This is a genomic window from Mucilaginibacter sp. SMC90, from assembly GCF_022811725.1.
GTDB lineage: Bacteria > Bacteroidota > Bacteroidia > Sphingobacteriales > Sphingobacteriaceae > Mucilaginibacter.
Genome location: NZ_CP094527.1, coordinates 5,296,305 through 5,321,925 on the forward strand (window position 1 = coordinate 5,296,305; position 25,621 = coordinate 5,321,925).

The 25,621-nt window shown below is 43.3% G+C and carries 22 protein-coding genes and 1 pseudogene; 4 read left to right on the plus strand and 19 right to left on the minus strand.

Translation table 11 applies throughout. The annotated features are described in order from the left end of the window. Window positions 1-28: 28 nt before the first annotated feature. From MTO98_RS22155 to MTO98_RS22165, 3 genes are read right to left on the minus strand one after another with little or no spacing between them, the layout of a single operon-like run. Complete coding sequence (locus MTO98_RS22155; RefSeq protein WP_243481162.1) at window positions 29-661, minus strand: uridine kinase; 633 nt, start codon at window positions 659-661, stop codon at window positions 29-31. Beyond that, the gene (locus tag MTO98_RS22160; RefSeq protein WP_243481163.1) at window positions 654-1,673 is read right to left on the minus strand and encodes a LysM peptidoglycan-binding domain-containing protein; all 1,020 of its coding nucleotides are present in this window, start codon (window positions 1,671-1,673) and stop codon (window positions 654-656) included. The genes MTO98_RS22155 and MTO98_RS22160 overlap by 8 nt, the downstream gene beginning before the upstream one ends. A gap of 21 nt (window positions 1,674-1,694) precedes the next feature. Next, complete coding sequence (locus MTO98_RS22165; RefSeq protein WP_243481164.1) at window positions 1,695-2,480, minus strand: DUF4905 domain-containing protein; 786 nt, start codon at window positions 2,478-2,480, stop codon at window positions 1,695-1,697. 75 nt (window positions 2,481-2,555) lie between these two features. Between MTO98_RS22165 and MTO98_RS22170 the strand changes: the two genes are divergently transcribed. Next, window positions 2,556-3,035 carry a Dps family protein gene (locus MTO98_RS22170; RefSeq protein ID WP_243481165.1) on the plus strand — a complete coding sequence of 160 codons (480 nt, stop codon included), beginning with the start codon at window positions 2,556-2,558 and terminating at the stop codon, window positions 3,033-3,035. 284 nt (window positions 3,036-3,319) lie between these two features. Here MTO98_RS22170 and MTO98_RS22175 read toward each other — a convergent pair whose 3' ends face one another. The 10 genes and pseudogenes from MTO98_RS22175 to MTO98_RS22220 form a co-directional block, all read right to left on the minus strand. After that, window positions 3,320-4,231 (minus strand): SDR family oxidoreductase, encoded by a 912-nt coding sequence (locus tag MTO98_RS22175; RefSeq protein WP_371825433.1) that lies wholly within the window; start codon window positions 4,229-4,231, stop codon window positions 3,320-3,322. 6 nt (window positions 4,232-4,237) lie between these two features. Then, window positions 4,238-5,014 carry an enoyl-CoA hydratase/isomerase family protein gene (locus MTO98_RS22180; RefSeq protein ID WP_243481166.1) on the minus strand — a complete coding sequence of 259 codons (777 nt, stop codon included), beginning with the start codon at window positions 5,012-5,014 and terminating at the stop codon, window positions 4,238-4,240. 8 nt (window positions 5,015-5,022) lie between these two features. Then, window positions 5,023-6,837: a long-chain fatty acid--CoA ligase gene (locus MTO98_RS22185; RefSeq protein WP_243481167.1), complete on the minus strand. Its 1,815-nt coding sequence runs from the start codon at window positions 6,835-6,837 to the stop codon at window positions 5,023-5,025. A 33-nt stretch (window positions 6,838-6,870) separates the two neighbouring features. Then, window positions 6,871-8,046 carry an acetyl-CoA C-acyltransferase gene (locus MTO98_RS22190; protein ID WP_091214681.1) on the minus strand — a complete coding sequence of 392 codons (1,176 nt, stop codon included), beginning with the start codon at window positions 8,044-8,046 and terminating at the stop codon, window positions 6,871-6,873. A 28-nt stretch (window positions 8,047-8,074) separates the two neighbouring features. Continuing rightward, complete coding sequence (locus MTO98_RS22195) at window positions 8,075-10,456, minus strand: 3-hydroxyacyl-CoA dehydrogenase/enoyl-CoA hydratase family protein (RefSeq protein WP_243481168.1); 2,382 nt, start codon at window positions 10,454-10,456, stop codon at window positions 8,075-8,077. A 31-nt stretch (window positions 10,457-10,487) separates the two neighbouring features. Next, window positions 10,488-10,939, minus strand: a pseudogene (locus tag MTO98_RS22200) (DUF2147 domain-containing protein). 252 nt (window positions 10,940-11,191) lie between these two features. After that, window positions 11,192-11,335, minus strand: coding sequence for a hypothetical protein (locus tag MTO98_RS22205; protein WP_243481169.1), 144 nt, complete (start codon window positions 11,333-11,335; stop codon window positions 11,192-11,194). A gap of 253 nt (window positions 11,336-11,588) precedes the next feature. Next, window positions 11,589-12,068, minus strand: coding sequence for a thioesterase family protein (locus MTO98_RS22210; protein WP_243481170.1), 480 nt, complete (start codon window positions 12,066-12,068; stop codon window positions 11,589-11,591). A 208-nt stretch (window positions 12,069-12,276) separates the two neighbouring features. Beyond that, window positions 12,277-14,070: an acyl-CoA dehydrogenase family protein gene (locus MTO98_RS22215; protein ID WP_243481171.1), complete on the minus strand. Its 1,794-nt coding sequence runs from the start codon at window positions 14,068-14,070 to the stop codon at window positions 12,277-12,279. A gap of 641 nt (window positions 14,071-14,711) precedes the next feature. Continuing rightward, window positions 14,712-15,599 (minus strand): AraC family transcriptional regulator, encoded by an 888-nt coding sequence (locus MTO98_RS22220; RefSeq protein ID WP_243481172.1) that lies wholly within the window; start codon window positions 15,597-15,599, stop codon window positions 14,712-14,714. Window positions 15,600-15,818: 219 nt separating this feature from the next. On the opposite strand from MTO98_RS22220, the gene MTO98_RS22225 reads away from it, so the two are divergent. Further along, window positions 15,819-17,042, plus strand: coding sequence for an OmpP1/FadL family transporter (locus MTO98_RS22225; RefSeq protein ID WP_243481173.1), 1,224 nt, complete (start codon window positions 15,819-15,821; stop codon window positions 17,040-17,042). 19 nt (window positions 17,043-17,061) lie between these two features. Further along, window positions 17,062-18,381, plus strand: a complete 1,320-nt coding sequence (locus tag MTO98_RS22230) for an SGNH/GDSL hydrolase family protein (RefSeq protein WP_243481174.1) — start codon at window positions 17,062-17,064, stop codon at window positions 18,379-18,381. A 77-nt stretch (window positions 18,382-18,458) separates the two neighbouring features. Here the strand turns inward: MTO98_RS22230 and MTO98_RS22235 are convergent, their stop codons facing one another. After that, window positions 18,459-18,869 carry a VOC family protein gene (locus MTO98_RS22235; RefSeq protein ID WP_243481175.1) on the minus strand — a complete coding sequence of 137 codons (411 nt, stop codon included), beginning with the start codon at window positions 18,867-18,869 and terminating at the stop codon, window positions 18,459-18,461. A gap of 83 nt (window positions 18,870-18,952) precedes the next feature. Then, window positions 18,953-19,762, minus strand: coding sequence for a patatin-like phospholipase family protein (locus MTO98_RS22240; RefSeq protein WP_243481176.1), 810 nt, complete (start codon window positions 19,760-19,762; stop codon window positions 18,953-18,955). Window positions 19,763-20,097: 335 nt separating this feature from the next. Here MTO98_RS22240 and MTO98_RS22245 point away from each other — a divergent pair, with 335 nt between their 5' ends. Next, window positions 20,098-21,507, plus strand: a complete 1,410-nt coding sequence (locus MTO98_RS22245) for a hypothetical protein (protein ID WP_243481177.1) — start codon at window positions 20,098-20,100, stop codon at window positions 21,505-21,507. A gap of 2 nt (window positions 21,508-21,509) precedes the next feature. Here the strand turns inward: MTO98_RS22245 and MTO98_RS22250 are convergent, their stop codons facing one another. From MTO98_RS22250 to MTO98_RS22265, 4 genes are all read right to left on the minus strand, one after another. Beyond that, window positions 21,510-22,166: a phosphatase PAP2 family protein gene (locus tag MTO98_RS22250; RefSeq protein ID WP_243481178.1), complete on the minus strand. Its 657-nt coding sequence runs from the start codon at window positions 22,164-22,166 to the stop codon at window positions 21,510-21,512. A gap of 128 nt (window positions 22,167-22,294) precedes the next feature. Then, on the minus strand, window positions 22,295-23,620 hold the full coding sequence (locus tag MTO98_RS22255) for an IPT/TIG domain-containing protein (RefSeq protein WP_243481179.1): 1,326 nt from the start codon (window positions 23,618-23,620) through the stop codon (window positions 22,295-22,297). A gap of 135 nt (window positions 23,621-23,755) precedes the next feature. Continuing rightward, a complete protein-coding gene (locus MTO98_RS22260; RefSeq protein WP_243481180.1) occupies window positions 23,756-24,316 on the minus strand; it encodes an isochorismatase family protein in 561 nt (186 codons plus the stop codon). Between the two features lie 21 nt (window positions 24,317-24,337). Then, window positions 24,338-25,600, minus strand: a complete 1,263-nt coding sequence (locus MTO98_RS22265) for an MFS transporter (RefSeq protein WP_243481181.1) — start codon at window positions 25,598-25,600, stop codon at window positions 24,338-24,340. Window positions 25,601-25,621: the final 21 nt, after the last annotated feature.

Here is a 25,621-nt window from a genome sequence, read left to right on the forward strand (position 1 = left end):
CATGGTTTTTTATCAAAAACCCATCAAATCAAAAAAGCTTCTTCCTCAAATCGGCCGAGATCTCTTCAGTTATTACCATAATATCTTCGGCAACATGGGTGTTGTTGGTGATCACGCGATCGCATTCGTCTTTGTAAGGAAGCAGGTATTCTTTGTAGGCCGGCACCACGTGGTTGATCCACTTGTACATCACGTCATCGTGCGAATAGCCGCGCTCCATCAAATCCCGTTTCAGGCGGCGCTGCAGGGCTATATCTTCATCAGCATCAATAAAAACCTTCAGGTCGAGCAGTTCGGAAATATCTTTAAAATGCAGAATAAACAAGCCCTCCACTATTAAAATAGGTGCGGGTTTGATCTCTATCATTTTAGGGATAGCGTCGGGATTGTTAAAAGTATATTCCTGTTTCAGGATAGCTTCCTTATTTAAAAGTTTGCTGATATCCTGCTGAAAATGCTCGTGATCAATAGTTGCGGGGAGATCAAAGTTGTATTCTTTGTTCTCCTCTTTGGTCATGTTATGCGCTACAGGGATGTAATAATCATCCTGCGATACGAGGCTTACCTCGTCGGCAGTAAAATGTTCTAAAAAGCACTTTAAGAAAAAGGTTTTGCCTGAGCCGCTTCCGCCGGCAATTCCAATAATATAAGGTTTATTCATTCGGGCTACCGTAGCTGATATTTACCTGGAAACGTTTGTCTAAAGCACCTAAAGCATCGGCTGTATTTTTGGTCATGATGATCAGCACATTTTTGTTGGTTTCGTTATCAGTAAAACGGCCAACAACCTTTGCAAAGGTGGTATGATTGTTCATTGGGTTAGTAATTTTAATAATGGTACCAATCGGCGCTGTGCGGTGCAGTACCAGTTCTTTTTTAGGGTCCAGGCTGGCGTCATCCATCCAGGTGGCTACACCTTTTTCAATTTTTTCGTACAAGCCAAAACGATTGGCTTTGCCGTGGTCGCCGCCAGTTGTATCCTGCTGTGCAGCAACCGAAGTTGAATCGCGCTGCATTACAGGTTCTTTAGCCTCTTCAGGTGGCAAACCAGTGCGCACATTTATTACCTGGTTAGGTGCCAAAGAATCAGAACTTAATTTATTAAGCGATTTAATGTCATCTACCGAAGTATTGAAACGCTTTGCGATAGAAAACAAAGTTTCACCTGCTGATACTTTATACTGCTGCACGTTAAGCATGCTCACTTTTTTAACAGTATCGGCGGGCGCTTGCTGTGGCCTGGCTACAGCCGTTTGCGCTACAGGGGCAGGTGAGCTAACTGGCGACTGAACCTGCTGCTTATTTTGCTGAACAGCTGCCTGAGTAACTATTTTATTTTGTGGTTGTTGTACTGCCGGTGTAGTAGCTACCTGTTTTGCAGATTGTACTGCCGGGGCAGTAGCTGTTTCGCCCGAAAAAGGAAGCTCTGTAGGTACTTTTACTATACCGCCAATTTTAAGAGGTGCGTTATTATTAAACTGTATAATGGCTTTAGGGCTAATGTTATAACGGCGGCCTATAGAGTAGTAATTATCTTTGGGATCGAGCTTGTGAACGATCACTTTTTTGCCGTTTAAGTTTTCGACACCAATTGAATCAACAACAGGATTTGCAAAAAGTGATATGGAGAATGAGAGTAAAGGAGTGACCAATAATAAAATCTTAAATTTCATGATATTTATAAATACAGTAAATTACAAGTTCAACACTATTAAGCCCGATCTGTTTTTTAAATAGATAAGCTGATTATTATGTAGTACAAACGCCTCGGGCTGCATTTTTTGTATAGCGTTGTGTAACAAATCGTGATACAAAAGGGTACCCTCCTCGTTAAATACAAACAAGTGCTGTTCAAGATGCTCCTGCAAAAGCGTGTGCAAAGATACAATTCTGAAATTATTGTAGCTGATATAATGAACCGCATTTGCATGTACAGCAAACGGTAAATGTAAATTATTTATCGCGGTTGCAGGTATCAGTTCCGGGCTGATGATCTGATTATCCAGGGGCTGATCAATCACCGGTTCGTACGCCCTGACTGCACCGCCTGTTTTAGCATCAATCAAAAATAATTTCTTGGGCTGCAACTGGGCATTATATACTACGGGGCCATTAGCCGAAATATGATCAAACGCCAGGGTAAAATTGCTCCACAGTTCTTTACCTGATACTGCTTCAATAGCAGTAATACCTTTATGCACAGGGCCATTGGCCGATTGATAATTATGCAGCAGCAACACGCCGTTATACGCTGCTTCAATACCGGTAAGCCAGCGCTCGGGGGTAGTTAAACCCTCAAAATAAACATCACCGTTTTGCAGGCTCAGGGCCGAAAAACTAACCTGTTTATCGGCATGGTCCCTGATCTCGAGGAACAGTGTTTGGCTGCTTTCGTCAATTTCCATACGCCAAACCGGGGCCTGGTAAATTTTGCTGATGAAGGGTAAAAGCGAGGTCATAAAGTTTGCAAATATGCTCATTAAAATCAAAACTGTTTATCTTTACCAAACATTGCCCGCAAAGGCATGTTACACTTAAAACATCACTATTTATTTATGAACGCTAAAGAAATAAGCCTCGAAGAAGTTAAAGTAAAACCGGTAGTTGACCACCTGAACGACCTGCTTGCCAACTACCATATCCACTATCAAAAACTGCGCGGCTGCCATTGGAATGTTAAAGGCACAAGCTTTTTTACCCTGCACCTTAAATTTGAAGAATTATATACCGCAGCGCTTGTAACTATTGATGAGCTTGCCGAAAGGATCCTGAGCCTTGGCAAACCTCCTATCAGCACGTTTAAAGATTATATCGAAACATCAAGCATTAAAGAGATCCAAACTATTGGCTTAAAAGATACCCTGATGGTGAAAGCCGTTATTGAAGACCTGGCTGCACTGATAAAAATGGAACGTGAAATATTGAATATCACTGCCGATGCCGGTGACGACGGTACCAACGACATGATCAACCGTTTCATGCAGTTCAACGAAAAAAACACCTGGATGCTGCGCTCCTTCGTGAACGAGGACTAATCCGCAGATAATCCTACTGTAAAAAAGCCGTAATCAGTTCATCTGGTTACGGCTTTTTTAAAAACAGGCTTTACATCAATTTGCATATTTAGTATATTTGCAGCGAATAAAGCACCGCATTTTTTCGGCGCAGATGTTCTGTTATTTTCCTATGGTGTAATGGTATCACGTCAGATTCTGGTTCTGAAGATTGAGGTTCGAGCCCTTGTGGGAAAACATATTTTGGAAAGCCTTCCGTTATCGGGAGGCTTTTTTTATTTAGCTGTCATGATATTAATTTTCCCCTACGCCGACCGTGTAGCCTTCTCAATACTATCCCACATTTCATCCGGTATCATTTCAAGCCCGCTGAACTGACCGGCACCTTGCAGCCACTCTCCCCCATCAATGGTGATCACTTCGCCATTGATATACCCTGAAAAATCAGACACTAAAAAGGCGGCCAGGTTGGCAAGCTCCTGGTGTTCTCCTACCCGCTTAAGCGGCACCCTGTTTTTGAAGTCAAACTTCTGGGCCATATCTCCCGGCAACAACCTTTCCCAGGCACCTTTAGTGGGAAACGGTCCCGGCGCAATGGCATTGGCACGTATACCATGCCTGCCCCACTCCACTGCTAAAGACCTGGTCATGGCCAGCACACCGCCCTTCGCGCAGGCCGAGGGCACGACGTAAGCCGAACCTGTAAAGGCATAGGTGGTAATGATATTCAATATGTTACCGGGCATTTTTTCTTTGATCCAATATTTACCCAAAGCCAGTGAACAATTGGCCGAACCTTTTAAAACGATATCAATGATAGCCGAGAACGCATTTGCCGATAAGCGCTCAGTAGGTGAAATAAAATTCCCCGCCGCGTTATTTAACAATACATCAACCTGTCCAAATGCTTCTATGACTTCTTGTAGCATCGCTTCAACTTCATCATATTTCCGAACGTCGCAGGCTATTGGCAATACCTTTCCTCCGGTCATGGATTGCATTTCGGCAGCAGTTTGCTGTAGCACATCAAGTTTACGGCTGGTGATCACCAGGTTAGCGCCTAATTGTAAAAAGTAAGTGCCCATTGCCTTGCCCAAACCTGTCCCGCCACCGGTTACAATGATGGTTTTTCCCTTCAAAGCATCATCTCTTAACATTCCACCGGCAGTTGCGGCGTTTGGGGTTACAGAACTATTTGGAATTTCAGGGTCTGTCATCATCAGTTAATTTACAGGGGTATTTTTTGATTTTAAATTTTGGATCATCATTTGCAGACCTTGCCTGGTTTCGGGTGCCCACCATTGTTTCAGCATTTTATTCAGGGTCTCTTTTTGATCGGCCTTCAGTTTACCTGTCAGTTCCTTACGCAGGTTTAATTTACTCTCGCTCCAGGTAACCGGGTTTAGTTTCATGTAAGCTGTTACTTTTTCTGTGGCGGCGTTCATTAACTTATCAGGAGAGGTAATTTCATCGATCAGTCCGGCTTCCAGTGCTTCATCCACTTTAAGGAGCTTTCCCTCCATTAAATATTGATAAGCCTTACGCTGACCAAGCCAAAATGAATACAGATTAAAAACACTATCAGGAACAATAATACCTACCGGCACTTCATTTAACCCGATGATAAATGTCCCCGCTGCCATTACCCGGTAATCGCAGCAGATAGCTAATATGCAGCCGCCGGCGGGGCTATGACCACTTATGGCCGCTATCAATGGTTTCCTGAAAGCTGCCAAGGTATTCTGCAGAGCTAAAAAGTCGATCCAAAACTGGCGGCTTTGCTCTTCGTTATAATCATAAGCCTCAATCAGGTCGATCCCCGACGAGAAAAAACCTTCTTTCCCGGTTAAAATAACCCCACCTACACTATCATCATTCTCCAGTGTTTTTATACAGGCGTCCAACTCTTTAACCATTTCGTGATTGATGGCGTTTGACCGGCCCCGGTTTAACGAAATTGTAACCAGCCTGCCTTGTATTGTTGTTTGAAATGTATTCATCCGGTTAATCAGTTTACAAGCGTGGGATCCTCGCTCACCTCGCAGGGATACATTTTATCTATTTCGGCCTTGTATTTCCCAGCAATTACCTTCCGTTTCATTTTCCCGGTTGGTGTAAGCTCACCACTATCAATCGACCATTCGTCGGGAAGCAGGGTAATTTTCTTCACCTGTTCAACGTGGTTAAATTCGGGATTATAGGTATTGATAATTGATTGATAAAGCTCAATCACCCTCCCATCTTTAACCAATTCACTGTTGGATGAAAAAGTGATGCCATTTTCCTTACACCAGGGTTTTAAATGCGTGTAAGATGGTACAATCAGCGCCGCAACAAATTTCTTTTCTGACCCGACAACCATCATCTGCTCAATAAAATAATTTTCCTTCATCTTATTTTCTATAGGCAGCGGAGCCACATATTTACCGCCCGAGGTTTTGAAGATCTCTTTTTTACGGTCGGTAATTTTCAGGAAGCCATCCAGATCAAGTTCACCTATATCCCCGGTGTGGAACCATCCGTCTTCCAGTACCTCTGCCGTAAGCTCAGGATTTTTATAATATCCCAGCATAACATTAGGACCTTTGCAAAGGATCTCTCCATCGGGCGCAATCTTAACCTGCACACCGCTCAACAAGCGACCTACAGTTCCAAATTTCCGGTCGCTTTTCTGATAACAGTTAACAGCTATTACTGGCGACGTTTCGGTAAGCCCGTAACCTTCCATAATAACAATATTGGCAGCGGTGAAAATTCTTTCCAATTTAAGGGGACAGGCCGAACTGCCTACTACTATAGCCGTTATATTTCCGCCTATGGCATCACGCCATTTGCTGTAAACCAGTTTATCGGCAATAGCCAGTTTGATCTTATACCACAGGCTGGTGTTATGGATTTCATACGCTTCGGCCACTTTTACCGACCAGAAAAAAATCTTCCTTTTAATACCGGTTAATTTCTGCCCCTGCACCATAATTTTCTCAAACACTTTTTCGAGCAAACGGGGCACTGCTGTAAAAAGAGAAGGTTTTACCTCTTTCATATTTGCCCCTATGGTATCCATACTTTCGGCATAGTAAATAGAAAAACCGTAGTAGAGATAAACGTATGTACACATCTTTTCAAAAATGTGGTTCATGGGCAAAAAGCTCAAAACACGCTTCTCTTTGAGAGGGATCCGGTTAAGGATATCGCCGGATGCCATTGCATTGGTCATGATGTTTTTATGCGTAAGCATTACGCCTTTAGGCCGGCCGGTAGTACCCGAGGTATAAATGATAGTCGCCACATCATTTTCGGTGATCTGACCAGTTATTTGCTGTATTTTTTGCAGATCGCCTTCCTTTAAAGGCTTAAGCAATGTTAACCAATGATTACATCCGTCGATACTATCAAAAGTAAAAATGGCTTTTAATGAGGGGATATTTATCTGTACCTCTTTAACCTTATCGCATAAGTCATTAGTGCTTACAAATACGTATTTAACTTCAGCTTCATTTAAGATCTGCTCAATTTCTTTAGTGCCCGTGTTGGGATATAGCGGAACCAGTATGGCGCCCGTTTGCTGCACCGCCAGGTCGGTTATTACCCATTCGGGGCGGCCGTTGCTTATCAGGCCTATTTTATCGCGGCCTTCGGTAGTGCCATCACCACCCGAAACTCCAAGGTCCAACAAGGCCGCAGATAGCTGGTTGATCATGGTATGCACTTGTTCGGTGCTGTATGATCTCCAGGAACCATTCTCCTTTGCATTCAAAAAATCTGCCCTCGGCGCTTTGGCCTGGGTAGCTATGCAATCAAACAATCTTGTCGCTTTTTCCATGTTTGCAGCAATTAGTTAGATAATGGTAATTTCCTATAACAGTTCAAATACACCCGCCGCACCTTGCCCGGTGCCCACGCACATGGTAACCATGCCGTACTTTTTTTCCCGCCGCTTCAATTCGTTAAAAAGCTGAACGGAAAGTTTAGCCCCCGTGCAGCCAAGCGGATGTCCAAGCGAGATAGCGCCGCCGTTAACATTTACAATGTCGGGATTAAGCTCCAGCCCTTTTATTATGGCCAGTGATTGCGAAGCAAAGGCCTCGTTCAACTCTATCAGCTCAATATCCTGCTGCTTCATCCCTGCCATTTTCAACACTTTGGGGATTGCTACCAGCGGACCAATCCCCATAATGCGGGGAGGCACACCTGCAACGGCATAATTAACCAGCCGGGCAATGGGCTTAAGGTTATTCTCTTTCAGAAAGCGTTCGCTAACCACCATCACAAAGGCCGCCCCATCACTGGTTTGCGACGAGTTACCTGCAGTCACCACACCCTTTGCATCAAATACAGGCTTAAGTTTAGCTAATGCATCGATTGAGGTATCACTGCGCGGACCTTCATCTGTATCTACCTTAAACTCTCTTTTCTTTTTCTTGCCGCTTTCATCTACATAGGTCTCCACAATGTTTACCGGTGCTATTTCATCTTTAAACTTGCCCTCCTTGATAGCGCTGATAGCTTTTTGATGCGAGTTATAAGCAAACTGATCCTGCTCTTCACGGCTGATATGATACTCCCTGGCAACAGCTTCGGCAGTGAGGCCCATTCCCCAATAATAATCGGGGTGTGCAAGGGCAATATCGGCGTTGGGAACAATGCGCCAGCCCCCCATCGGGATCAGGCTCATACTTTCCACACCGCCTGCAATAATACAATCGGCAATGCCACTATGTATTTTTGCTGATGCTATGGCAATTGTTTCCAGGCCCGATGAACAATAGCGGTTTACCGTCATGCCGGGGACCTTATCGGTATCAAGCGCCATTAACGAAATCAGCCTCGCGACATTCAATCCCTGTTCGGCTTCCGGTGTGGCATTGCCTACAATCACATCGTCTATCTGCTCTTTATCAACGTTGGGCACTGATGCCAGCAGATGCCTGATAACATCCGCTGCAAGCGTATCCGGACGGGTAAACCTGAACCCGCCCCGGGTAGCTTTTCCAACAGCGCTGCGGCTGGCTGCCACTATATATGCGTTCATTTTATTGAGATTTTATACTTATTAAAATTTAGTTCCTTAACACTTTTCCGCCTGTTAAAATAGACTGGATCCGCTCAAGCGTTTTCTTCTCGGTGCAAAGCGAAACAAAGGCTTCACGCTCAAGCCCCAGCAAATATTCTTCGCTCACCATCGAAGGCTGGGACAAGTCACCACCCGAAAGCACATAAGCCAGTTTTTGTGAGATCTTCACATCGTGCTCGCTGATGTAATTGCCGCTGTACATGGTATTGGCACCCACGTAGCCTAAACCAAGGGCCTGTTTGCCTAACACCCTGATATCACCGCGCGGAATAGGCTGTATGTACCCTTCATTTGCCATCTGCAGGCATTGCCGCTTTGCTTCGGCAAGCAGCCTGTCACGCGATACCACGACTACGTCCCTTCCTTTTTTAAGATAACCAAACTCAAAAGCCTCATATGCCGACGTGGAAACTTTTGCCTGTCCAATAGTTAAAAAACGATCGCGGAAATTATTGAGTTCGACATCACCATCCTGGAGTTCGTCTGAAAGGCGAAGAGCAAATTCCTTTGTGCCGCCACCGCCCGGTATCAAACCAACACCAAACTCAACCAAACCCATATACAGTTCGGCATGCGCTACAACCTTATCGGCATGCAGGCACATTTCGCAGCCACCACCCAGGGCCATTTGATGAGGTGCTATTACCACCGGAATGGATGAATAGCGGATCCGCATCATCGTATTCTGGAAAGCCTTTATTACCATATTCAACTCATCAAACTCCTGCTCAACGGCCATCATGAATATCATACCTACGTTGGCCCCGGCGCTGAAATTGGCACCCTCATTTGATATAACCAGCCCCCGGTAGCCTGTTTCAGCAAGGGTAATGGCTTTATTAATACCTTCAATTACCTCGCCGCCTATCGTATTCATTTTAGTATGAAATTCAAGGTTCAGGATGCCATCGCCAATATCGGTAATGGTAGTACCGCTGTTTTTCCAAACGGTGTTGGTTTCGCGGAGATTATTAAGCAAAATAAGCCCTTCCGTACCCGGAATTATCTTGTAGCTTTTTGATGGAATATCATAGAACAGGCGTTTGCCATCCTCTACTTTATAAAAGCTTTTTGCTCCCGCCGCAAGCATATCGTAAACCCATTGAGCGGGTTTGTTCCCCGCAGCTTCCATAGCTTTTACCGTATCTTCAACACCAAGCGCATCCCATTTTTCAAAAGGGCCCAGTTCCCAGCCAAAACCGGCATTAGTGGCAGCATCTATTTTATAAAGCTCGTCGGCTATTTCGGGGATGCGGTTACTGGCATAAGCAAATAACTGGTAAAAGGTGCTCCGGTAAAAATCACCAGCTTTGTCTTTTGCGGCAACCAGGATTTTAAGTCTGTCCCGCAGATTATCAACCGCTTTTGTAGTTTCAAGCGAGCCAAATTTTACTTTTTGGGAAGGCTTGTACTCCAACGTTTTCAGGTCGAGCGCGTAAAACTGGTTTGCACCGTCACCTTTTTCTTTTTTATAGAACCCCTGACCTGTTTTACTGCCCAGCCAGTTGTTTTTCACCATTCCATCCACAAATGCGGGGACCTTGAATAATTCCCTGGCCTCATCGTCCGGCGCGTTTTGGTAAAGGCCATTGGCAACGTGCACCATCGTATCCAAACCCACCACATCATTAGTACGGAAAGTGGCCGATTTAGGGTGACCTATTACCGGCCCGGTCAGCTTATCAACCTCTTCAACGGTCATACCGGTTTGCTCCACGTAGTGCAACACGCTCATGATGCTGAAAACCCCGATACGGTTGCCGATAAATGCAGGGGTATCTTTGGCCAATACCGTTGTTTTCCCGAGATATTTTGCGCCATACTCCATCAAAAAGTCAACAATGTTTGCCAGCGTGTCTTTTGTTGGGATGATCTCCAATAGTTTTAAATACCGTGGCGGGTTAAAGAAATGGCTGCCGCAAAAATGTTTTTTAAAATCATCGCTCCTGCCTTCGGCCATTAAATGGATCGGGATGCCCGATGTGTTTGAAGTGATCAGCGTTCCGGGTCTCCGGTACTTTTCTACCGTTTCAAACACCTGCTGTTTAATGTCCAGCCGTTCCACTACTACTTCTATCACCCAGTCGCAATCAGCAATTTTGGGCATATCATCCTCGAAATTGCCGGTTGTAATACGTTTTGCGAATGATTTGAGGTAAATGGGCGAAGGGTTTGATTTTAAAGCAAAATCCAGCGCGTCGTTCACAATTTTGTTCCGCGCTTTCTTATCTCCCGGTGGGGCATCCTTAGGTACAATATCAAGTAACAGTACCTGTACGCCGACATTTGCAAAATGACAGGCTATACGACTGCCCATTACTCCCGACCCCAATACTGCAACTTTTTTTATAATTCGTTTAGCATCCATTAGTATCTGCTTGTTTTATTAATACTTTAATTTATTCAGCGCGCGACCAGGTTGTTGTACGCCCGAAAAGTGAAATACCGATGTATCCGCGGATATCCAGGGTTTCACCTTTGCAGGTCATTTTGCAGGAATATGTTTACCATTATTAGGATCATAAATTGTTCCGCCTGTATATTTGTTATCACCATCTTTTACAAAATCGGCCAATACAGGTAAGCCTAACCTCGGTCTTGAGCGCAGCTTTTCATCGGTATTCATTTCGTCAACCTTGGGCTTCCCGTTTTTTAAGGGCTCCTTAAGCCATACCACCTTACCATAAAACTTGCCGTTGCTTTCTTTAGTGATCTGGATTTTGGCACTTTTTACATCATTGTACCATAAGCCTTCAATTTTATCGGCTTGCGCTTTTGCGTTGATGCTTACAGCTACAACCGTTAGCAGGATCATTGCAAAACGGATAATATGTTTTTTTGATGCTGACATTGCCTTAAGTGTTTTTAGTAATTAAAAGCAGTTCCGTTTAAGAGTATAGTATGCGCTTTTCAGATCTCACCAAATAGTAATATAGCCGGCATCAGAAGCCATTTAAAAAAGAGACTGGGCAGAATTATAAAATGGTTTAATAATGTTAGTCCCGGTAATTACAGGGTTGGTTTATAATAACAAATATCTATTTCTGCGGCGCTTTACATAGGTCTAAACGACGGAAACATTTGTCAATATTTCGGAATTAAGCTAATTGGTTTTATATGATAATTGCGCTGCAGATTCAACACTATATAAACGGTACAGGCACAATAATATTTCGTTACCAGGCTTTGAAGGCAATTCTTTACTCTCTTTAACTGCCTTTTCAAAAGCATCATTCAGGTCGGTCATAGATAAACTATATAAGAGCTTAAAGCGGAAGGCATAAAGTTTAAAGCTGATTATTAGTTTCGGTTAATTGTTATATTAAATCATTTCAGGCTGGATTTCACCTCTTCAACATAGCTTAGCCGTTAACTTAAGCAATTAATTGTATAAAGATTTTAAATTCCCCTCTTGAGAGGGGGCGCGGAGACACGAGTGATGGCAGGGGTGTGTTTCTGCTACAGGTATATCAAAGCAGAAACACACCCCTCCACCCCTCTCAAGAGGGGAATCGCGCAATCCCGCGCTTTTTTCCCCTTAAGTTAACGGCCTCTTCAACATAATCGCTGCTCCGGGGTGCCTTCATAAACATCTCACTAAGTTGTGCCGGTAATATGGCGAGTTTACGTTTTTCCATATCAATCCATGAGCCTTCGGCATTTATTATCGCAGCTTTAACGCCATCGCCCCGGTACAGCTCGTGCCTGATTGCCCAGCGCGAACCATCAGGTCTCGATTTGATAAGTTCGCAGGTTACCCTGATCTGTTCATTGATCCCTATTTCACGCAGGTAGATCAGCTCTTCCCTGAATAATACAGGTCCTATTTTGTATTCATAAAGTGTGGGTAGTTTTAAACCAAGGCTTTCCAGCATAATTATGCGTGCCTGTGCAGCAAAATCGGCATAAGCAGAGTGCCGCATGTGCTGGTTCGAATCTATCTGTGACCATAGCACCTGTCCTTCATAAAAAAACTCCATAGCCCGGGTTATCTATTGATGATCTTCTTAAAAGTTGTTAATGCAGTTACCGCGATAATCCTTTCTCAAATTATCGGCGACCTCACAATTAATTATTAAAAAAGGTGTTATGCTAAAAGGTGTCTAAATTTGATTGCTTTTAATGCACGCGGCATACGCATGTGATGCGTATGCTACAACAAACTTTCCATTCGTTTTTAAACAGCTTCTAAAAGCAATATTTATTTTCAGAAATCAATTTTGCAGCAATATTTCTGCGTGCCTGGGTGGTATTGATATCCTCGGTTTTGGTGAAGCGCTTAAGTCCCATCAGCATCATTCGTCTTTCATCGCCTTCGGCAAATGAGTTCAGTGCTTCTTTGCCAGATTTGGCTATATGCTCAGCGGCATCATTGATGTATACCCGCATCATATCCAACTGCTCTTTGCAGGCGTCCTCTCCCCTTAAACCAACCAGTTTTTCAACTCTTAATTGCAGCGACTCGCTCACATAAAGCTCAATAAGCATATCTGCCAGGTTCATTAATACTTCCTGCTCTTTTGCCAACTGTGTCATTAATTTTTGCACTGCAGCACCCGCTACCAGTAATACGGCCTTTTTAAAATTGGCTATGTATTTTTTTTCTTTGATAAACAAACCATCCTCTTCGGTGCCAAAATCGGGGATACTCATCAGTTCACCGGCCACTTTCTGAGCAGGCCCCATCAGGTCGAGCTCACCCTTCATGGCGCGTTTAAGCATCATATCAACAGTTAACAGCCGGTTTATTTCATTGGTACCCTCAAAGATCCTGTTAATCCTCGAGTCTCGGTATGACCTATCCATTGGCGCATCGGCGCTGTAGCCCATGCCGCCATAAATTTGTACGCCTTCATCGGTCACATAGTCTAACACTTCAGATGCATGAACTTTAAGGATTGCTGCTTCAATGGCAAATTGTTCTGTCCCTTTCAATTTGGCTTTGGTTTCATCAAGTCCGGATGCAATTAACATTTCCGTAGCCTCTTCCATATTTTGGCTGGCCCTGTACACTGCAGATTCGGCAGCGTAAGTGCGGATTACCTGTTCGGCCAGTTTATATTTTATCGCCCCGTATTTGGAAATGGCACGCCCAAATTGCTCCCTTTCATTAGCATAACGTACCGACGTGGTGATCACATCCTTACTTGCCCCCACAGTGCCACCCCCTAATTTTATACGCCCGAGGTTCAAGATATTAACTGCAATCTTAAAACCATTCTGCCGTTCGGAAAGGAGGTTTTCAACAGGCACTTTGCAATCATTAAAAAACACCTGGCGGGTTGAGCTCCCTTTGATACCCATTTTATGTTCTTCGGTATTGAGCGAAAGGCCCTCAAAATCTTTTTCGACTATAAATGCACTCAGGTTTTCATCGTCATCTATCTTGGCAAAAACGGTAAACACATCTGCGAACCCGGCATTGGTGATCCACATTTTTTGCCCGGTGATGAGATAATACTTACCATCAGCAGAAAGTTTTGCCTTTGTTTTCCCCGAATTTGCATCAGAACCCGCGGCAGGTTCAGTAAGACAATAGGCCCCTTTCCATTCTCCGCTTGCCAGCCTGGGGATATATTTTTGTTTTTGATTGTCGTTACCATAATACAAAATAGGCATGGTGCCTATCCCTGTATGTGCAGAAAAAGCTACAGAAAATGAATGCCCGGCCCCTAATTTTTCGGTAACCAGCATGGCTGTTTTAAAATCCTTACCGAAACCGCCGTATTCTTCGGGTACGGATATACCTAACAATCCCAATGCACCGGCCTCGTCCATTAAGTGACGCATTAACCCTTCCTCTTGCTCATCAATGCGCTGCAGGTTGGGTGTAACCTGTTGTGCAAGGAAATTGGTACACGTTTCGGCAATCATCAACTGCTCTTCATTCCATTCTTCGGGAATAAAAATGCTATCCGCGGAAGTTTCCCTGATCAAAAACTCGCCCCCTTTTATGGCTTTCATAGGTTCTGTGGCATTCATAAAGCTTTTCTGGTTTATAATCAGGAGTAAAATTAGAAGCATTATAAAGCCAAAGAAAGGGCAGCAATGCGGAGATATTAGTCAAAAAGTCGGAAATGATGAGGTGAAGGATGGGGAATAATGGCAGAGGTGTTTTGGGGAAATTAAAAAGAGCGGGGGAAAATATGCAATTCCCTCCTTTGGGAGGGTGTAAGGAGGGGTTGTTCGCTTGAAACATTGCATAAACCCCTCCCCGCTACTACACAATCCCAACGCGCCCCTCCCCAAGGTTTAAGTTTACCCACAAATTCACCAACCTAAATTTCAACACGAGGCACCTACGGAGCCAGGAATATACCCCTTTAGCGCTATAAACACGTGGCCTCTCTGAGGCCGGTAATATTTATAACATAATGAATATTTGCTGACTTGCCAAGCGGCCTCAGAGAGGCCACGTGTTTATAGACAAAACTTAAACAGATATTGGACTCCAGCGGAGTCTCGTGATCGTAAACGTGCTTTCAAACAACTGTTTAGCACACATTTAGATTCTGCGGGTAAACTTAAACCCCAAGGAGGGAATTAATATTCTTTTGTACGCTTATAGTGATTAAACAGACCACGGGATGAACTTCTTAACGATCAACTCAATAACTACCAGATCAATGCGCAGATTCTGCCCTGTAATCAGATGGCGACATACCGGTGTGCTTTTTAAAATACTTGCCAAATGACGATTGGTCGGGGAAGTGAATATTCTCGGCTGCCCTTGCAATACTTATTTCATGGTTCCTTAGCAATACTTTGGCTTCAAGGATCACGGCATCGTCTATCCATTCGCCAGCTGTGCGTCCGGTTACTTCCTTGATAGTTTCGGTTAAGTGTTTTGGAGATACATAAAGCGCATCGGCATAATATTGCACATTGCGATGTTCTTTATAATGGCGAAAAACAAGGGCCTGAAAAAGTACATTAAGTTCTTGTTTCCTGGTTTGCTTTCCTTTTATTATGGTGTGTTGTTTTTCATAGATAGCCTGGATCTCATAAAGCAGTGTCATCAAAATGCTCCTGGATATTTCAATATGATAAGGATGCCCTTCGCGGGTTAACTTTTGCCGGATCAACAGGTAGATTTCCAGTATCATTTTTGCATCTGTATTATCCGGATATATCACAGGGATAGACGCACTGTTGAAATAACTGAATGATTCAAGAAAATGGCTGTTAACACTATTTTCGACCAGAAAAGCTTTACTAAAAACAACAAACCGGCATAAAAAATCGGCACTGCTATTGTAAATTCTCAAAACATGAAAGGGGGTGGCCAGTAGCATAGCGTCCGGCCGGGCATCATAAACCTGCAGGTTTACCTCTACCTTGGCGGTGCCCCGTGTGCAGATCCCTATAATATAACCATCCGAACGATAGGGATATTCGCTCAAACTCAATAACTGTTTTTCGTCAACAACAAAAAAATCGGCACCGGCCAGCTTATCTGCGTAAAGATCTGCAAATTTCGACAGGCTTAATTGTCCAACCTTATTACTCATATAGTGTTATCTATTATTATTCAGCTACTGCATTTTCAAAAAAATCGCATGTAAAGCAGTTTTTCTTATCTGGTACTAAAAATAAGCTTTATCCGACTTTTTGACTAATATCTCCGCATTATAGCCCTTTTTTTCTTTTCAATCCAAACTAATTTTATCCCTTATAGTTACAAGCTGTAACCTAAAGGCAATTTTTTGTCGCGAACCAATTATATTCTTATGAAAACAATTCTATTATTGGTGCTCGCCATGGCACCGCTATTAGCTTTTTCCCAAGGTTTTCAGGTTAACCTGGAAGGGCAAAAGCAAATAGGTATGGGTCATACGGGTACCGGGATCGTGCAGGATGGTGCTTCCGTATTTTTTAATCCAGGCGCAGTTGCCATGCTGCCCGAAAATTATATACAGGGGGGAATAAGCCCTTTATTATTCAAATCTGTTTTCAACCCAACCGGAACATCGATACAGAACCACACTTCCAATAAAGTAGCGACACCGTTCCAGGCTTATGCTGTATGGGGCCCTAAATCATCCTTTTGGAAGCTGGGGATTGGCGTTTATACCCCTTTTGGCGGTTTAACCGACTGGGGCAATAACTGGCAGGGCAAATATGTATTGGAAAGCCTGAATCTCAAAGCCATTTACATTCAGCCTACCCTTAGTGTAAAGCTGGCCGATTGGGTAAGCATTGGCGGAGGATTTGTTTACAACCATGGCAGTGTTGATTTGACCCGGGCTATTCCCCTGGTAAACAGCAATGGCGAACCGGGGCAAGCCCGGTTAAAAGGCGGCGGCAAAGGCTATGGTTGGAATGCAGGCGTATATTTTAAAACAGAGGCAGGTATAACCATTGGTATCAGCCACCGTTCGCAGGTAAACACTACAATTCCGGCAGGCGACGCAATTTTCAGTGTGCCCGCATCATTGCAAACCAGTTTCCCCCAACCCAATACTTTTAGGTCGACCATACCGCTACCGGCCACCAATTCCATCGGCTTAGGCTTTTATCCCGGTGATAAATGGATCCTGGCGCTGGATGTTAACCTGGTAAGCTGGGATAGTTACAAAACGCTATCATTTGACTATAAAACCAATACCGCGGCATTACAGGATACCTATTCTGCCCGCAATTACCAGCAGGCGTTTAGCTTGCGCGGAGGTGCCCAATACAAGGCAAGCGATAACCTTGCCCTGCGCTTTGGCGGCGGCTACGCCAGCACCGCTGTTTTGGATGGTTATGTAACTCCCGAGGCCCCCGATGCCAACCGGGTTTATGGTACACTGGGTTTAGGCTATACTGTGGCCAAACATCTCGATATAGATATCTCTTTTGAATACGAATACCTGATGAAGCGCACTCAAACCAACATCGAATCGCAACTGTCAGGAACATTTAAGACCAATGTTTACATACCCGGCATCTCGTTAGCTTATCATTGGTAATTTTTAAAGAAACTGATATATGAAAACAATTAAACAACATATTTATATCATTGCAGGGTTACTGTTATTAGTTGCCTGCAAGCCCGAGGTCCATACGCCAAAACCGTCTGCCGGCTCCGTCGATTTTTCAAGATATATTGCATTGGGCAATTCGCTTACAGCAGGATATGCCGATGGCGGCTTATACCTTGCAGGGCAGCAGGTATCGTATCCAGGCATCATAGGTAAACAAATGCAATCCGTTGGCGGAGGTACATTTTCACAGCCGTTATTCAGTACAGAACAGGCAAACGGATCGGGGTATTTATCCCTCACCGGGTTTAATGCCGATGGAACCCCAATTACCACCCCGGTAACTACCAACCTTGCAATACGCGGAAAACTAACTGTACCCGGCTTTGGAGATGTTACCCTATTTACCAAATACACCGGCGATATTAATAACTACGGCGTACCCGGCATTAAACTAATGCACATCACCTATGCGCCTTATGGTAACCTAAACGGCTATTTTGAGCGTTTACTACCCGGCAATGCACCAACAAACTCTACCTCTTATCTTGATTTTGTTATGGCTAAGCCATTCACCTTTTTCTCAAACTGGCTTGGTAACAACGATGCTTTGAGCTACGCCACATCAGGAGGGACAGGCGACGTGCTTACCGATAAAAATACTTTTGCTGCCCTGTATAATTTATTGATAAACACCCTTACCGCCAAAGGACAGAAAGGTGTGGTTGCCACATTGCCTGATGTAACTTCGATACCCTATTTTAATACGGTTACCGTTGCTGCGATATTGGCCGGTGTGCAAAAAGCCAATCCGGCTGCAAAAGCGCTCTTTGTAAATGCACTGGTTTCGGGCAATACCTATGCGCCACGTGCGGCCACAACTAAGGATCTCATCATATTGACCTTCCCTACAAGTAAAATAGGCCAGCCGGTTTCAACGCCTGTTGGCAACCTGCCTTATGGTTTAACGCCATATACGCCTATCGACAATCAGTATGTGCTTGACGAAAAAGAGGCCACCCTTGCCGAAGATTACGTTAACTCTTACAACAACACCATAAAATCTGTAGCGGCAGCAAAAGGTTTGGCGATATTTGACGCCTACACTTTTTTGCAAAATATAAAACTAAACGGGTTGGTAGTAAACGGGGTAAATATCAATTCTAACTACATCAGCGGAGGCCTGTTTTCGCTGGATGGGGTACACCTCACTCCTCGCGGGTACGCTATTGTGGCCAATGAATTTATCAAGGCCATCAATGATAAATATGGTTCATCAATACCTCAGGTAAATATATCAGATTATAACGGGATCAAGTTTCCTTGATTTGTTAAGTCTTAAGTTCTAAGTCAAAAAGAACGGATCCAACTTATGACTGAAAACTTAAGACTTTCTACTTATGACTAAAGCTCCCCCGCTGCCTTATCCGGCTCTGATTCATCAGCTGGTTCCCAAAGCTCAATAACATTCCCTTCCGGATCCAGCACATGCACAAATTTGCCATAGTCGTATTCGGCAATCTCATCGATAATGGTTACGTTTTCTTTTTTCAGCTCATCAACCAGTGCAGCAAGGTTTTCAACCCGGTAGTTAATCATAAATGGTTTATCCGACGGATTAAAATATTTAGTATCCTGCGGAAATGTGCACCAGGACGTAGACCCAATTTTTGAGGGATCATCGACATGCCGCCATTCAAACGTTGTTCCGTATTCGCCGGCAGGTAATCCAAGGTTTTTGGTATACCATTCGTTCATACCCTTCGGGTTTTCGCATTTAAAAAACACGCCTCCAAGGCCCGTTACTTTTTTCATAATTAACTGTATTGAATGATTAAAAGGTGATATAAATATGGAAGAAATAGCTGTATATCAATTGCAATATTACCGTCCGGCTTTTATTTTTTTTGTACCGCGATAACTTCCTTCAATTTTTCGTTGTTTTTGATGGCTTTTAAACCTTCCTCATAACCTATCATGTAAATCTCTTCGGCGGCATCGGTATCAAAAATACCATAGCCACCTAAACCATGCGGTTCGATAACTATATCGCACAGCATTTTATGTGAGTTAAGGCCCGAATTGATTGCTATCATGGCAGCCCTGTCAACCAGGTTGCCAAAAGATTTTATTGTTGTAACTACCGGTAAGTGATTACAGCACGAGCCTATGATCAGGTCGCAATTGCCTACCAGTGGTTCAACCGGAAAATTATTGAGGATACCGCCATCAACAAACATATGATTGTTAATTATTATAGGCCTGAAAATGCCGGGCAAACAGCAAGAGGCTAAAATTGCAATATCCAGTTCGCCATCGGTAAAATAAACCAGCCTGGCTTCGCCAAGGTTAACAGCCGGAATGGTAACACGCGTTTTGAGGTTTTGAAAAGAGTTGTGCGGAATATACTTATTAATTAAAGTCCTGGTGTGCATTATAGAGAGCAAACCGTTGCTGCCAAATGCCGGACGCAATAATTTAAGCAGGCTATTGTCTTTGATGATCTGCAAAATTTCTTTAGGCGCATAACCTTCAGCAAAAAAGGCCGCTGCAATTGCCCCCGCACTTGTGCCTGATATATGTGAAAACTTAATACCATGATCGGTCAGGGCCTGCATGATCCCCAGGTGAGATACTCCCCTTACGCCGCCCCCCGACAGTACCAATCCTATCTTTTTAGAGCCATTTCCGTCAATACTTGTATTCATTTTATATATGTTATCATCACCGCTAAGTTTGCCAGGCCATCTTAACGTTGAGGTCAATATATTATTTTTTTAACTCAATTAAGGTTAATTTTTTTTAACCATTCATACTTATTCCGGTCTTTTTTTCTTCCGGCACCTTTGACATTATTTCTATACACCTGTTGTAGCAAACCTGGCGATCAGCCTGCTTAAATGATGAATTTGATGATGATCATGACAGAAATAAACATGTACATATTTTATATCCCGAAGCAAAACCCTGTTTGTTAAAGATTTAACGGAAAATTAATGTCCAAAACAACTTTTTTGGTACAGTTTTTTCGGTTCATGATGCAATGAAAAAAAACCTTTTCCTCTTCCTGTGCCTGTTTATCTTAAAAACGTTTTCCGTAAACGCACAATCACCAACACTTAACGGCGTATATGTTGGTGCCGAACTATATAACACGCCTTTTAACGGCATGCAGATCAACAATATCGTGATTAGTTTCCGGCCCGATGGTACATTCAATAACCAATTGAACCAGGCAGATTGGAAAACAAAATCAAGTGGCTCCTACACTTTAAAAAACAGTGTTGTACAGCTTGTATTTAAAAACGGAGATGAAAGCAAAAAATATAAGCTGGCCGCCAATGGTAACCTCGAAAGTACGGCAGGTATAAAACATACCCTGCATAAGGTAAAAAAAGTGAGCACCATACCTGAGGGTGTATATGAAAAAAGAAGCGCTTCCACCAGTGGGGGAACGGGTACGGGGATGCCGGCGGTGGGCGCTTTTTCTTCCGACCTGATATACTTTGATGGCAAAGGAAATTTTTCAACAGACCGATCAAGTGTTGTTGGCGTTAGCGGGGACGCGGCCGGCGGCACTGTAGGCGGCAAATTTGAAAAAAACGGTAAAACCAGCGGCTCCTATAAACTGGGCGACGGGGAAATAACATTAACATTTGGCAACGGTAATATAACGAGGCAAAGCTTTTTTTATAGTCCGCCAAGTGAAGAAGATCTTGTTTTAATAAACGGCGAATTCTATTTCAGAAAAGAAGATGAAAAGGAAAAGCCCGTCGCAACGCAAAGACCCGCTAACAATGCTAAGTCAAATTCCAACAATTCTCCTGCAACGGGTTTACCTGCGCCATCCGGTTTGCTTGCCAGGCTCAGGGCACAATACGGTGGCGAAAATATAGATAAATTAACCACAGTAAGAGAAACTGCTACATTAACAGGTAACATGCAGATGATTGCTTTAACCGACATAGCAAGAAGCAGGTTCCGCGCAGAAGTGAGACAGAACGGAAAGCTGCTATTGGTAAAACAACTTGACGGAAACGAAGGCTGGCAATGGTTAAACGGAACGAAGAAACCGCTAACACAAGATGAAAAAGACGAACTGAGCTTAAGCCAGTACCAGGGTATATTAGGTTTGCATAAAAAGCTAAGCAGCTATTTTCTTACCGGCACGGTATCGGCATCGGGCGACGATTACATAATCACTTTTTATAAGGGTAAAAACAAATTAGTTTACCTGATAGGAAATGATTACAGCATCAAGGGAAATGCCTGTTCTATCAATCCAGCATCTCCTAATATTTCTGTTTACAAGGATTTTACTAAAACCAGCGGTATTACCTATCCGTGCACAACCGAATCATCCGACGGAAAAAATAAACTGGTGTCGAACACAACCTCTATAGAGTTCAATCCTGTTTTTACAGATGATAACTGGAAAACGCCTGGAAGTTAATCCTACTTCTTCAAAAACGACATGGCGGCCGCACTGCCAACACCTAAAGTTAACCCGGCTGCCACGTCGGTTGGGTAATGAACACCGAGGTACATTCTTGAATAACTGGTTGCCCCCGCCCAGAAAAACGATGGCGCAATCACGTACCATTTAGGATAGGCTGCTGATAGCGCTGTAGCCGTGGCAAAACTTGATGACGTATGCCCTGATGGGAACGATGTACCGCTTGCCCTGTAAACAGGCGTAATATTGATATTTTGAATAAATGGCCGCGGACGTTTAACCAAATGTTTGATCAGCAACATAAAACCATATGATATTGCTGTACTGCTGGCCACATAACCCGCATTTTGACGCATTTCTTTATTATTACTCACAATACCTCCTACCAACAAGCCTGCCGGGATGCCAATATCGCCATATAAAACATTTTCACTCAGGAACATGAAAAAACCGGTTTGACCAGGCGTACGCTGATTTTGCAGATTGATCATAACACGATCATCCCAACGCTGAACAGCAGGTGGAATAAATGCCGGGCTATTCACGGTGACTTTCGCTGAATCGGCCTGGGCAAAAACTTTACCTGTAAAGCCTATGGCTAAAACCTGCAAATGAATTAAAACTACCAAGAATTTTAGCGGGGAGATTTTTTTCATAGGCAATTGATAAGCTTTGATTGAAGCATGGCTACAAAGCACGCTACTATTGTAATCTTGAATAGCCTTTTTTGTTTTTAAACAGTTACTTAAATTTACAAAATAACCAAACTCACCAATAAAACTGATTATTGAAATGCAATCTTCCGAATTTGATTATTTTTAGTATCAGCAACATAAACGCTTCCTTCTTGATCTGTTACAATTCCTATCAAATAATTAAAACTCGATATATTAGCGGGGCCGTTAACCACCCCGGACGCCTGCAATCCTGCAAAAACCGTTACATTAATATCTTTGTCTATTTTTCTGACTTGATTACCATCAGTGACATAAAAATTATTGTTTTTATCAATTGTTAACATATATGGTGCGTAAAACCCTGCCTTATCTCCCTTTCCGTTAACGATACCTTGCAAACCATTGCCAGCAAAGATTGATATTACGCCTGAGGGCGTTATTTTTTTTATGTTATAATTAACAACTACATAAATATTATTACTTTGATCAATAGTTAGGCCCGCAGGAAAGTAAAAACCGTGTGAATGATCTTCAACTCCAGGGATCAAACTTTTTGAGAATGTGCTAACTACTCCGCCCTTAGAAATTTTCCTGATGGCTTCATTAACATAATCAGCTACAAATACATCTCCTGTACTGCTAAGCACTAAATCCGTCGGTCCAGTAAATGTAGCATGCAAAGCACTTCCATTATCAAAACCTATTTCTCCTGTACCCGCCAGAGTTGTTACATTTCCAGATGCGTCAATTTTGCGGATAAGGTTATTTGCATAATCCGCTATATACAAGTTACCATCATTGTCAGCCCTTATACCAGCCGGGTGATAAAAAGTAGCAGCCGATCCTTTACCATTTGCCGCACCTGTATTTCCGTTACCAGCAATAGTTGTTACTTTACCATCGGGTGTTATTTTCCGTACAGCGTTATTACCCTCCTCTGTTACATATAAATTGCTTTTTCCATCAATGGTAACACCCACAGGTTGATTCAAAGTCGCGCCGGTGCCATCGCCGTCGGTAAATCCGGCTACACCGCTTCCGGCAAAAGTGCTAACAATCCATGATTGTTTATAGTTAAACACAGGGCCATTTACCTCAGTTTCGTCATTTACTTTCACACTTACTTTCCCTATGCCTGCGGCCAAAGGCACCAACACCGTTAATTGCGTTGCAGTGGCCGCTGTTATAGTTGCCACTTTGCCATTAAAAAATACTTTATCGTTCGCTACAGTTTTGTCAAAACCCGTACCTGTTATGGTGACAGAAGCATTATAAACACCAGAATCTGCATTGAGAGATGTTATAGCAATCTTAGGCGCTGTATCAACTTTGGGTGGTGGTGGACTATCTTTTTTCGAGCATGCGTAAAAAGATAAAATTGCAGAAAGAAAGAAAAAACAAATAATAATGTGCTTTGTCGGTGTAGCGTTCATTTTGTGAAAAGGTTAAGTTTATTGGTTAACAAGTTTAGTAAAAATAATACTTATAACTTTCTTTTCACAAAAACCAACTGTCTTTTATCAGTTTAATTACAGAATGCCCTTCATCCAGGCACTCTGTAATTGGCACTATCCCAGTTTCTCAATAATTTCGGCAGTGGTGCCTACCTCACCTATCCTCGGGAAGATATGCTTTAAACTGTGTTCGTGCGCTTCGGCAAACATATCGGTCATGGCGTCGCTGGCAAAAGCAATATTATAAGCATAGTCATTAGCCGAACGGGCGGTACCTTCAACACCTATACTTGTAGCAACCCCTGCCAGTACAATTTGCGTAACACCTCTTTTTTGCAGTTCTTCGTGCAAGCCTGTGTTATAAAAAGCGCCCCAGGTTGTTTTGGTGGTAAAAATATCTGTCGGTTCAGTTTTTATCTCAGGTGTTATTTCGCTCCAGTCGGCAGGCAGCTCGGTCATGCTGTTGCCTTTACTGTCGCGCCTTGTTTTAAAGGCACCACCGGTTGGCTCTACATGAACAATAACTATAGGTTTACCGGCTTTGCGGAAAGCTTCAACCAGCTGGGCCGATTTTTCAAGGATGCCGGCCATAGGGTGGGCACATTGTAACTGTACAATATATTTTTGCAAGTCTATCAGTACAAGTGCTGTGTTTTGATCAATTGTAGTTATCATGGTAATTTGATTTGTTTAATATTAAGAAATAACGCCGGCGGGTTGCTGCTGCATGGCTGCCATAGCTTTCTTTTTAAGTTTGCTGCGCCTTAAAAAACTAAAATGTATGATACCTAAAAGCAGCGCTACCATACCTTCGGCCATAACAGTATCGGGCACGCCTATTTTTTGTGAAACCGCACCAATCAGCAAACCACCAAGCGGCTGCATCCCAAAAAAGGACATTGCGTAATAGCTTATAACCCGGCCGCGCATTTCGGGACTGGCGGTGGTTTGAATAATGGTGTTGCCTATGGTTACCTGCGACATCATGCCAAAACCAATAATGGCCGAAAACACCAGTGCAACGGGATAATTGTGCATATGCGAAAACGCTATCAACCCTATGCCAAATACCAGGGTATTGATAGCAAGGATTTTTTTCAGATCGGTACCGGCATTTAATGAAGCCAGGAAAATTCCACCGCCAAAAGCGCCGAGACCAATCACGCTGTCTATTACCCCAAAGGTTGACGCCGTTCCTTTAAATATATCCTTGGCGTAAACCGGTATCAATGTGCTAAAAGGCAGTACAAGCAAACTGATAGAGGCAAGCATCAGCAGCATAAATTTTATAGCAGGCGTATTTTGAATGTATACAAAGCCATCTTTCAGATCGGCAAATACATTTTTACCGTGGGGCTTGGGAGCAAATTCAGGTAACCGCATCATGAGCAATGAGCCAATTACGGCGATAAAACTCACAGCATTAGCGCCAAAACAAACCGAATCGCCAAATTTTTCAATAATCAATCCGGCTATCCCGGGGCCTATTAACCGCGACAGGTTTACCATTGATGAGTTAAGTGCAAGCGCATTAGGCAAATCGGATTTATCATTAACCATTTCATAAACCAGCGATTGCCTTGCGGGTACATCAAAAGCATTGATCAGGCCTAAAACGGCTGTCAAGGCCATAATTGCCCACACAGAATAATTACCAAAAAACACCAGCGTAGTAAGCAAAATAGCCTGTACCATTGATGCCACCTGGGTAAATAACAACACTTTGAAACGATTGTACCTATCAGAAACCACGCCGCCCAAAAACGAAAATAAGAATGAGGGAAACAGGCTCGCAAACAAAGTTAACCCAAGCATAAACTTGGAGTGTGTTTGCGAATAGATCACCCAGCTTACGGCAGTTTTCTGCATCCAGGTACCCAACAAGGAAACAGACTGCCCGGCAAAATACAACCGGTAGTTGCGGCTTTTAAAAGCGTTGAATGTACTTATTTTACTCATCTGTTTCTGCTGTCAGTTTTA